This is a genomic window from Cryobacterium sp. MLB-32 (genome assembly GCF_000738085.1).
Lineage (GTDB): Bacteria > Actinomycetota > Actinomycetes > Actinomycetales > Microbacteriaceae > Cryobacterium.
Genome location: NZ_JPRS01000208.1, coordinates 1 through 10,663 on the forward strand (window position 1 = coordinate 1; position 10,663 = coordinate 10,663).

Below are 10,663 nucleotides of genomic sequence, written 5' to 3' on the forward strand. Positions count from 1 at the left end.
CCGTTGGACAGCTCAACGCGAAACATCGCGTTGGGCAGAGCTTCGACTACCGCGCCCTCGATTTCGATGACACCGTCTTTTTTGGCCATAGCCTCACTGTCGCTCTTTGTATTGATTGCTGGTCATGCGTGGATGTGGTGTTCAGACACGCCGAAAAGGCGAAGCCGGACACCAAGGGTCAATCTTATGGTATGAAATTGCCTTTTGGCAATTCAGTCCTATAATCCCTGCGCGCGTCGTACTTCGAGCACGACCGACGCGAAGAGCGGATGCGCCGAATCAAGCCCACAGACCTGCTCGACGACGTGCTCCGCGCTCTCGGCCCGCAGCATCCGCTGCAGTTCCACGCTCTGCTCGTCGGCCGCAACGCGGAAGTGCAGCGCCGCGCCGATGGCACCCAGGAGCGCCACGGGGGTGACGCCCGATTCTGCGAGCTCCGCCGCCGGGCCAATGAAGCGTTCGTTGCGGCTGAGCTTGCGCAGCGGCTGGCGTCCGACCCGCTCGACGGTGTCGAGCAGGGCGGGGTTACTGAACCGAATGAGGATCTTCTCGCGGTAGGCACGCTGGCTGCTGCATCAAGCCCGTGCTTGGCCACGAGAAGCGCCGAGGTCTCTTCGAGCACAGCGCGGGCTGCGGCCACCACGGCGGGCACATCGAGCGCCTCCGCGATCGTCGTCACACCGGTCTGGCTCCCGAGGTAGGCGATCGTGGCATGCCCGGTGTTCACCGTGAACAGCTTGCGCTCGATGTACGGCTCAAGGTTGTCGACGAAGGTCGCCCCCGGAATGGTGGGAACGTCAGCTCCGAACACACCGCGTTCGATGACCCACTCGTAGAATGCCTCCACCGTCACCGTGAGACCGGCATCCGCGGCCTGGTTGGGCACAATGCGGTCCACCGCCGTGTTGGCGAACGCTGCCCGAGCGGAAATGTGCGGCCAGTCGGCCACGGCCACATGGCTGTGCACATGCTCGGCGAGCAGATCGGTGGCATTGATGGCGTTCTCGCACGCCATCACAGCGAGCGGCGCAAGCGACGCCGCTCGGCGAGCAAGCCCGGCCGCGATCACCGGGGCCACGAACCTGAGGATGTTCGGGCCCACGGCCGTCGTGACGACGTCCGCCGTGGCGATCTCCTCGATCAGCGCCTCGGTTTCGGTGGCGCTGTTGATGGCGCGGAAGCCCCGCACAGTGTGCTGCTGGGCGCCCTCCCCCATCTCGTGAACCTCATAGCTCGGCGCGGCGTGCAACGCGTCGATGAGTGCCGAATTCACATCGGCGAAGACAACCTCGTACCCAGCTTCGTGCAGCAGGAGTCCGACGAAACCGCGCCCAATGTTGCCCGCGCCGAAGTGAATGGCCTTCATTCTGCGTTGACCTCCTCGAGGAGGGCGAAGATATCCTCGGCCGAACCAGCGTCGAGGAGCTTCGTCACCTCGTCTTCGTCGGAGAACACGATGGCGATCTTCGAGAGGATCTCGAGGTGCTCGTTGTTGAGTCCGGCGATTCCCACGGCGAACCGAACGGGCTGGCCGTTCCAGTCGATCGGCTCGGCGTAGCGCACGAACGAGAGCGCGGAGCGCACAATCGACTCCTTCGCGTCGTTCGTGCCGTGCGGGATAGCCAGGAAGTTGCCCATGTACGTCGAGACGGAGGCTTCGCGCTCGAACATGGACGCCACGTAGTCGTCGCTCACGGCGCCGGAGGCCACGAGCAGGCCGCCGGCCTCGCGAATCGCGTCGTCCCGCGTGCGGGCGGTTCCGTTCGCCACGAGGTTGCGGGGTTCGAGGATCTGGGTCATTTGGTGGCTCCTTCGGTCGTTTGCTGCTCGAGCATGCCCACTACTTCGTCATACTTCGGGCTGTTCATGAAATTGTCCACGGAGACGTGCGCGGAATCGGGCGACGTGGCCCGGGCACGGTCGGTAAGATCCTGATGGGTGATCACGAGGTCGGCACTGCCGTCGAGGTTCGCGATCGACTGATTGGTCACCGTGATGCCCTCGATTCCGGCCTTCTTGATCTTGTTCCGCAGCACGGAGGCGCCCATCGCGCTTGAGCCCATTCCGGCGTCGCAGGCGAAGACGATGTTGCGCAGCTCACGAGCGGATGCGCGGTCGCCGACCGAGGCATCCGTTGCGCCGGAGCCCACGAGGCTGCCGAGTACCGAGCTGGACTTGCCCTTGTTGGCTTCGGTCTTCGCCACGGCGGCGATCAGGTCGAGGCCGTCGCCCGCAGCGAGGTCGCGGCGGCGGCTGGCCCGCAGGATGACCGCGGCGATCAGGAACGACACCGTTGCGGCACCGATGACCGAGAGGATGACGCCCACGTAGCTGTCCGGCGCCGTCTGGAAGAGCACGGCGACGATGCTGCCGGGCGAGGCGGGGGCGCGCAGGCCGGTCGCAAAGGCAACGTTGATAGCCACACCGGTCATCCCGCCGCCGATGGCGGCGAGGATGAGCATGGGCTTCATGAGCACGTAGGGGAAGTAGATCTCGTGGATGCCGCCGAAGAACTGGATGATGATGGCGCCGGGCGCGCTGGCCCGGGCGATGCCGACTCCGAAGAACGTGAAGGCGAGGAGGATGCCGAGTCCGGGGCCGGGGTTGGCCTCGAGCAGGAACAGGATCGATTTGCCGTTGTCGGCCACCTGCTGCACGCCGAGCGGGGTGAGTACGCCGTGGTTGATGGCGTTGTTGAGGAAGAGAACCTTGCCCGGTTCGATCAGGATGCTCGCGAGGGGCAGCAATCCGTTGGCGATCAGGAAGTCGACGCCGGTTTCGAGCAGCTTGCTCAGTCCGGTCACGAGGGGGGCGATGCCCACGAACGCGCCGAGGGCGAGGATGGCACCGAGGATTCCGGCGGTGAAGTTGTTCACGAGCATCTCGAAGCCGGCCTTGATCTTGCCCTCCCAGATGCTGTCGACCTTCTTCAGGAGGTAAGCGGCCAGCGGGCCCACGATCATGGCACCAATGAACATGGGGATGCTGCTGCCGACGATCACACCCATCGTGGCGATCGTGGCGACCACTCCGCCGCGAGTGTCATAGATCATGCGGCCGCCGGTGTTGGCGATCAGCAGCGGCAGCATGTAGATGATCATCGGGTCGACGAAGGCGGCAAAGGTCTCGTTGGGGGTCCAGCCCGTGGGGATGAACAGTGCGGTGATCAGACCCCACGCGATGAATGCGGGGATGTTGGGCATGACCATTCCGCTGAGGAATGTGCCGAAGCGCTGAACGTGCACACGGGTGCCCGTTCGCTTGGTGTCGGCTGACGTCGTCGTCATTTGAGTACCTTTCTAGGGTGTCTTTCCTGGGGGGCTGCAAGGGATGGTTCAGTCGGGGACGGTGAAGAGAGAAGGTCGGCGGCCCGGGTCGTGACCAGGGCACGGGCGGATACCGCATCGTCGGCCGCAAGGGCGAGCTCGGCGAGCATCCGGGCTTGGTCTCGTGTGACGTCACCGAGTGCGGCGCGCACGTCGGCGAGGGCCGACGCCGACATCGAGAGGCTGGTCACGCCAAGCCCCACGAGCACCACGGCAAGAAGCGGGTCGGCGGCGGCTTCGCCGCAAACGCCAACGGGCTTGCCCAGCGCGGCACCGGCCGCACCGACGTCGGCCACGAGCCGGAGCACCGCTGGGTTCCACGGGTCCTGAAACCCGGCCACCGAGCCGAGCATGCGGTCGGCGGCGAGCGTGTACTGAGTGAGGTCGTTCGTGCCGATGGACGCGAAGTCCGCGTGCCGCAGGATCCGGTCGGCCAGCAGCGCCGCGGAGGGGATCTCCACCATCACCCCCGCGGTGCGGAGTCCGAGTTCACGGGCCAGGCCAACGAAGTAGCGGGTTTCCTCGACGGTCGCGACCATGGGGGCCATCACCCACAGTTCCGCATCGGTCGCGGCGTCCGCCTGCGCGAGGGCCGCCAGCTGGTCGCGCAGTATCTGCTCGGACGCACGCAGGGCGCGCAGTCCTCGCAATCCGAGGGCTGGGTTTTCTTCGCGGGCGTCGTTGAGGAAGGCCAGCGGTTTGTCCGCCCCGGCGTCGAGGGCGCGCACGACGACCTTCTTTCCGGGGAAGGCGCGCAGCATCCGCTCGTATTCCACGCGCTGCTGGGTCACTGTCGGCGCGTTCACGGCGTCGAGGAAAAGGAATTCGGTGCGGAACAGACCGACCCCTTCCGCGCCGAGGGCGACCGCCGCCTCCGCGCCATCCGCCGACCCGAGGTTGGCCAGCAGCGGGATGGGCGTGCCGTCCGCCAACCGACCGGGCGACACCGGGGCAAGCGCCCGGGCGGCACGGGCGGCCTCCCGGGCTCGCGCCTCGGCGCGCTGTTCGGCACTGGGCGAGGTGACAACCACGCTGTTCGCGGCGTCGAGGATGACCTCGTCGCCATCGCACAGGCTCGCGGCGCCGGCCGCGCCCACGAGGGCAACGATGGACTTCTCTCGGGCCAGGATTGCGGTGTGCGAGGTCGGTCCGCCGTCGAGGGTGATGAGCCCGAGCACCTGGCCGAGGTCGAGCGTTGCCGTGTCGGCCGGGGCCAGGTCGCGGGCCACGAGAATGAACGGATGCCCTGGATCGGGCACTCCGGGTGCCGAAACACCCGAAAGACGCGCGATGACCCGCTGGGAGATGTCGGTGAGGTCGCCCGCCCGTTCGGCCATGTAGCCGCCCAGCTCGATGAGCATGTCGCGGAACGCGGTGAAGGCCTCGAACACGGCACGTTCTGCCGTTGCACCCGCCGCGAGCCGCAGCGTCACGTCGTCGACGAGAGTGGGGTCCTCCGCCATCATGGACTGTGCCTCCAGCACCTCACCGGCCACTCCCCCGGCCCGCTCCGCGCGGGCGAGAAGGTCGGCAGCCACGGCGCCGAGGGCTTCGGCGACCCGGTTGCCCTCCACGGCAGGGGTCAGCGCGCTCGGCGTGGCGACGGGTTCGGGCAGCGGGTCGGGCATGCGCACGATGCGTCCCACGACGACTCCGCCGCCGATTCCGATTCCCTGCAGGTGCATTCCGAGCCCCTAGGCGTCGTGGTCGGTGAGCAGCAGCAGTGCCAGCTCGTCGAGGATGGTCTCGGCCGTGTCGCCGTCGGCTGTGAGGGTGACTTCGTCGCCGTGGCCGATTCCGAGGGAGATGATGCCGAGGATGCTCGCGGCGTTCACTGTCTTACCGCCAGCCTTGGTCAGCGTGACGGGCGTTCCCACCGCGGCGGCGGCCTGACTGAAGAGTTTCGCCGGGCGGGCGTGCAGACCATGGGTCGAGGCGACGAGAACGGTTCGTTCGATCATTGCGGTGCCTTTCGTTGCGTGCGGGGTGTCTTGACACGTCGGGGAGGGGAGAGAAGCGACGCTCATGAGCGGGTACCGGTCGCAGCGATGGCCAGGTCGAGAGCCTCCTCGCCGTCGCGAGCGGCAAAGACCGCCGACGGCATGAGGCGGGCCTGCGCGTCGGCCGCTTCGGCCTGCTGCTGCATCTCCGTGAACCGCGGGGCCAGGTGGGGACCGACAAGAAGCACGTCGATGATCGGCAGGAGCCCTGCCAGGTCGGCTTCGCTTCCTGCTGTCACGTGCACGTCGAGTCCGCGGGCAGCGGCACTTTTGCGCACGCGCAGCGCCACGAATGTGCTGGACGCTCCGGCACCACACACAACATGAATCCTCATCGATTCACCCTTTCTTCGTCGACGCACTTCAGGCTCACTACAGTCTGCGGCGCGACTCTTCCGGGGGCCACCAGACCCGTTTCCGCACCCCCGGAAACACCGCGTGTGCGGGATAAGATCGAATTGATGGGATCACGCACGACTAACCACAGGGCACAATGAGTGACAAGCACGCGAGGATGCTCGACTACCTTCTGCGTTCCTCCGTCTGGGTGACCGCGGGTGAGCTGGCCGAGTATCTCGGTGTGACGCCACGCAGCGTTCGAAGCTATGTCACGAGCGTGAAAGCAGCGGCGGATCCGCTCGATGTCATCGAATCGGGTCCGGCGGGGTACCGCCTCAATCGAGAGGCCTACGAGGCATTCCGTGCCGGCCAGCCGAAGCGACAGCCGGAGACGGACACACCCCAAAGCCGCCTGTATCAGCTGGTGCGCCGGCTTACCGATTCCACGGAGGGTCTCGACGTCTATGAGCTCGCTGCCGACGTTTTCGTGAGCGACTCCACCGTCGAGGCCGACCTTGCCCGCGTACGCGCGCTCCTGCCCGACACGGGGCTCTCGCTCGTGCGCCATGGCAGCCTCGTCACCCTCGTCGGCTCCGAAACGGAACGACGACGGCTGCTCAGCAGGATGTTCCGGGAGGAGAGCGCGAGGGGTTTCCTGGAGCTCGCGGCCATTCAGAGGGAGTTCGCGTCGAACAGCCTGGGCGCGTTCAAGACCGATCTGATCGCCATGCTCGACGCGCAGGGATACTTTGTCAACGAGTACGGCACCAACAATGTTCTGCTGCATGTCGCGATCGCCGTCGACAGGGTCGGTAAGCGCGCGGTCGCCGAAGCCGACACGTCCCCGGTCGCGGGCCCCGGCCTCGGCATCGCGCTGGCCGGCCTGATCGACACCCATTTCGGCGTTGTGCTCGACGTCGCCGACCTCGCCTATCTCGTGCTCCTGCTGCAGACCCGAGTTCTGACACCGGGCCACGATCACGGTACAGACACCATCAGCGAGAACGTCGCCCGCGCCGACGACCTCGACGTGGTGCGTCGCATCGTGGCGCAGGCCAGCGAGGAATACCTTGTCGACCTGGCGGACAACGATTTCATCACCCGGCTCACCCTGCACGTGCGCAACCTGATTGACCGCGCAGAGGGTCAGGACTACTCCCGCAACCCGCTCACGCGATCGATCAAGACCGCGTACCCGATGATCTACGAGCTCTCCGTGTATATCGCGAGCGAGTTACAGCGCCAGGTGCAGATCCGCATCAACGACGACGAGATCGCGTACATCGCGATGCACGTCGGGTCGTACCTCGAGCAACAGTCGCGCACCGAGGAACTCGTCACCTGCATCATCGTCTGCCCGAACTACTACACGATGCATGTGCAGCTTCGCCAGCGCGTCGAACGCCTCCTGAGCGATGACCTCATGGTCGTGGAGCAGATCACCCGCAGCGACGTGCCATGGACGGAACTCCGAGCCGACCTCGTACTCACCACCATCGATCCCCCGATTCCTGCCGTCGGCGTGATCGTCATCCAGCCATTCCTCACGGAGGGTGACGTGCACCGCATCCGCGAGGCGGCCATCCGAGTGCGCCGCCTTCGCCGCCGCGCGCAGATCAAAGACGACCTCTTGAAGTTCTTCGACGAGTCCCTGTACCTGCACAACTTCTCCGCACCGAACGAGGAGGCGATGATCCGGGAGCTCGGGGGGCGCATGGTGGCTCGCGGGCTCATCGACCCGAGTTACGTGGACGGGGCCATCGAACGCGAACGGATGTCGTCGACCGCATTCACGGACCACCTGGCGGTTCCCCACGCCATGGCCATGACCGCGCGGCAGACCTCGATCGCCATCGCGGTCAATGACGCTTCCATGCCCTGGGGGGACAGCCGCGTGAACGTCGTGGCCCTGATCGCTTTCAGCGCAGCGGGGCGCGCGTCATTTCAATCGTTCTTCGACCAGTTCGTCGAGGTCTTCACCGAGCGCGCCGACGTGCAGCGCCTCATCAAGCGCTCGGTCGACTTCACGTCCTTCATCGACGAACTCGTACACCTCATCGACAAATAGGCCCCCCGCACCGATCGGTCGACAGGTTGGTCAGCCGATAGTCGGGTTAGGCGATAGTCGGGTCAGGCGATGGGAACGGGAACAATTCCGAACTGGGCCAGCCCCGCAGCTCCCCCGTCTTCGGCGGTGAGAACCCAGATTCCGCCCTTGTGCACGGCAATGCTGTGCTCCCAGTGCGCGGCCGCCAGGCCGTCGCTCGTGGCGACCGTCCAGTCGTCGGGGCGCACGTCGGTCTCAATCGAGCCGAGCACCACCATCGGCTCGATGGCCACGACGAGCCCCGGCTTGATCTCGGGCCCTTTGGCCCGCACGCGGTAGTTGAACACGGGGGGCGCCTCGTGCATGGAGCGCCCGATCCCATGGCCCACGTAGTCCGTCAAAATGCCGTACGTGCCCTGGCTCTCCACGTAGTCCTCAATTGCCTCGCCGACCTCGTTGAGGTGGCCGGCGGTTGCGAGGCGGGCGATGCCGTGCCACAGCGACTGCTCCGTCACGTCGGAGAGCTTCTGGCGTTCCGCCACGAGCTCCGGACGCTCCGGGTCGGGGATGACGATCGTGAAGGCCGCGTCGCCGTTCCAGCCCTCGATGATCGCGCCGCTGTCGATGGAGACGATGTCACCCGGCACAAGAACACGTCCCGTGGGGATACCGTGCACAACCTCGTCGTTGACGGACGCGCACACGGTGTGATGGTAGCCCTCTTCGAGTTTGAAGTTCGGCTTGCCCCCCAGCGCGACGATCGCGGCCTCGGCCGCGGCGTCCAGATCAAGGGTGGTGGCGCCTGCGACGGCGGCCGCCCTGGCCGCGGCGAGCGATGCCGCCGTGGCCAGGCCGGGTGCGATCATCAATCGCAGCTGAGCAGGATTCTTATAAATTGAGCGTCGAAAGCTCATGGCAGTGCCTACAAACTAGCTGCGACTGATGTCGCAGCCCTTAGATGGTGTCGGTTGTGTGCAATCCGCGGTCGGCAAGCGCCTCGAGGATACGTGAGGTCACCACGTCAACGGCACCCAGACCGTCGATCGTCACGACAAGCCCGCGCGACGTGTACACATCGATCAGCGGTGCGGTCTGCTCGGCGTACACATCCATACGATGACGGATGACGTCGGCGGTGTCATCGGCGCGGCCCTGCTCCTCGGCGCGCTTGAGCAGCCGGGACACGACCTCGTCGGTGTCGGCCGTGATGAGAACAACGGCGTCGAGCTTCGTGCCATCGGCGTCGAGCAGGCGATCGAGCTCGGCCACCTGGTCGGTCGTGCGAGGGTAGCCATCGAGCAGGAAACCGGCGGCAGCGTCTGCTTCGCCCAGGCGGTCCTTGACAATCGCGTTGGTGAGGGAATCCGGAACGTAGGCTCCGGCATCGATGAACGCCTTCACTTCGAGCCCGAGGGCGGTTTCGTTCTTCACGTTGAACCGGAAGATATCTCCGGTGGACACGGCCGGAATGGCAAAGGCTTCGGCGAGGCGGGTGGCCTGCGTGCCCTTGCCCGCTCCGGGCGGGCCGATCAAAAGCAGTCGGGTCATTTAAGGAGCCCCTCATAATGTCGCTGTTGCAGTTGCGAGTCGATCTGCTTGACCGTCTCGAGCCCGACGCCGACGACGATCAGAATACTCGCGCCACCGAACGGGAAGTTCTGGTCCGCCCCGATCACCGAGAAGGCGATCAGCGGGAGGAGGGCGATGAGTCCCAGATAGATGGAACCGGGGAGGGTGATGCGCGTCAGCACGAAGTCGAGGTACTCGGCCGTCGGGCGTCCGGCGCGGATTCCGGGGATGAACCCGCCGTACTTCTTCATGTTGTCGGCGACTTCTTCGGGGTTGAACGTAATCGCCACGTAGAAGTACGTGAAGCCGATGATCAGCAGGAAGTACATGGCCATGTACAACGGGTGCTCACCGCTGGTGAGGTTGTTGGAGATCCAGACGACCCACGGGATGGGTTCCTGACCGGCAGCCGGCTGGTTGAACTGCGCGATCAGCGCGGGCAGGTAGAGCAGCGATGACGCGAAGATCACCGGGATGACGCCGGCCATGTTGACCTTGATCGGGATGTAAGTGTTGTTACCGCCATAGGTGCGGCGACCCACCATCCGCTTGGCGTATTGCACCGGGATCCGTCTCTGCGATTGTTCAACGAAGACCACCGCCGCCACAACCAGAAGTCCGACCGCGATGACGATCAGCAGCACGTCGAGGCCCTGCACGCGGCCGATGGATGCGAGGGAGACCGGGAACAGCGCCGCGATGGAGGTGAAAATCAAGAGCGACATTCCATTGCCCACGCCGCGCTCGGTGACGAGCTCGCCCATCCACATGATGACGCCGGTGCCGGCGGTCATGGTGATGACCATAAGCATGATGGCGTACCAGGCATCGTTGGTGATGAGCTGCGTGCACTCGGCACTTGCCGACGTACCGAACAGGGCGCCACTGCGCGCCACCGTGATCAGTGTCGTCGACTGGAGGATGCCGAGGGCGATCGTGAGGTACCGCGTGTACTGGGTCAGTGTGCTCTGGCCCGACGCTCCCTCTTTATAGAGGGTGTCGAAGTGGGGGATGACCACGCGCAGCAACTGCACGATGATCGATGCCGTGATGTAGGGCATGATGCCCAGCGCAAACACGGAAAGTTTGAGCAGCGCGCCACCGCTGAAGAGGTTGACGAGCTCATAGAGGCCGCTGGTGCCCTGATTCGCCGCAAGACAGGCCTGCACGTTGCCGAAGTCCACGAAGGGGGCCGGAATGAACGAGCCCAGTCGGAACAAGGCAATAATGCCCAGTGTGAAGCCGATCTTCTTACGAAGGTCCGGCGTGCGGAAAATCCGCGCAATGGCGCTAAACAACAAAGGCCTCCAGTTTGTAACGTAAATCGAGCTTAACGCAGATCGAGCCTGCCGAGTTCCACCAACGAATTATTCCGTTGTTGC

At 65.2% G+C, this 10,663-nt stretch carries 10 protein-coding genes and 1 pseudogene; 1 reads left to right on the plus strand and 10 read right to left on the minus strand.

Annotated elements, in window-relative coordinates; genetic code table 11:
- The 7 genes and pseudogenes from JF66_RS16075 to JF66_RS16105 form a co-directional block, all read right to left on the minus strand.
- Positions 1–89 (minus strand): translation initiation factor IF-1 (locus JF66_RS16075; RefSeq protein ID WP_035879609.1); only part of this gene is annotated, 89 nt, incomplete at its 3' end.
- A gap of 129 nt (positions 90–218) precedes the next feature.
- Positions 219–1,366: pseudogene (locus tag JF66_RS16080) on the minus strand (mannitol-1-phosphate 5-dehydrogenase).
- Positions 1,363–1,800: a PTS sugar transporter subunit IIA gene (locus tag JF66_RS16085; protein ID WP_035879610.1), complete on the minus strand. Its 438-nt coding sequence runs from the start codon at positions 1,798–1,800 to the stop codon at positions 1,363–1,365. The pseudogene JF66_RS16080 and the gene JF66_RS16085 overlap by 4 nt, the downstream one beginning before the upstream one ends.
- A complete protein-coding gene (locus tag JF66_RS16090) occupies positions 1,797–3,287 on the minus strand; it encodes a PTS mannitol transporter subunit IICB (RefSeq protein ID WP_035879611.1) in 1,491 nt (496 codons plus the stop codon). The genes JF66_RS16085 and JF66_RS16090 overlap by 4 nt, the downstream gene beginning before the upstream one ends.
- The gene (ptsP, locus tag JF66_RS16095) at positions 3,284–5,011 is read right to left on the minus strand and encodes a phosphoenolpyruvate--protein phosphotransferase (RefSeq protein ID WP_035879612.1); all 1,728 of its coding nucleotides are present in this window, start codon (positions 5,009–5,011) and stop codon (positions 3,284–3,286) included. Before ptsP ends, JF66_RS16090 begins: the two co-directional genes overlap by 4 nt.
- 9 nt (positions 5,012–5,020) lie before the next feature.
- The gene (locus JF66_RS16100) at positions 5,021–5,287 is read right to left on the minus strand and encodes an HPr family phosphocarrier protein (protein WP_035879613.1); all 267 of its coding nucleotides are present in this window, start codon (positions 5,285–5,287) and stop codon (positions 5,021–5,023) included.
- 62 nt (positions 5,288–5,349) lie between these two features.
- Positions 5,350–5,661 (minus strand): PTS sugar transporter subunit IIB, encoded by a 312-nt coding sequence (locus tag JF66_RS16105; protein WP_035879614.1) that lies wholly within the window; start codon positions 5,659–5,661, stop codon positions 5,350–5,352.
- A 158-nt stretch (positions 5,662–5,819) separates the two neighbouring features.
- Between JF66_RS16105 and JF66_RS16110 the strand changes: the two genes are divergently transcribed.
- Complete coding sequence (locus tag JF66_RS16110; protein ID WP_035879616.1) at positions 5,820–7,733, plus strand: transcription antiterminator; 1,914 nt, start codon at positions 5,820–5,822, stop codon at positions 7,731–7,733.
- Between the two features lie 62 nt (positions 7,734–7,795).
- Here JF66_RS16110 and map read toward each other — a convergent pair whose 3' ends face one another.
- From map to secY, 3 genes are read right to left on the minus strand one after another with little or no spacing between them, the layout of a single operon-like run.
- Complete coding sequence (gene map, locus JF66_RS16115) at positions 7,796–8,626, minus strand: type I methionyl aminopeptidase (RefSeq protein WP_035879617.1); 831 nt, start codon at positions 8,624–8,626, stop codon at positions 7,796–7,798.
- A 40-nt stretch (positions 8,627–8,666) separates the two neighbouring features.
- Entirely contained in the window at positions 8,667–9,260 is a 594-nt protein-coding gene (locus JF66_RS16120; protein ID WP_197059445.1) for an adenylate kinase, read from the minus strand.
- A complete protein-coding gene (secY, locus tag JF66_RS16125) occupies positions 9,257–10,579 on the minus strand; it encodes a preprotein translocase subunit SecY (RefSeq protein WP_035879619.1) in 1,323 nt (440 codons plus the stop codon). The genes JF66_RS16120 and secY overlap by 4 nt, the downstream gene beginning before the upstream one ends.
- Between the last annotated feature and the right edge of the window lie 84 nt (positions 10,580–10,663).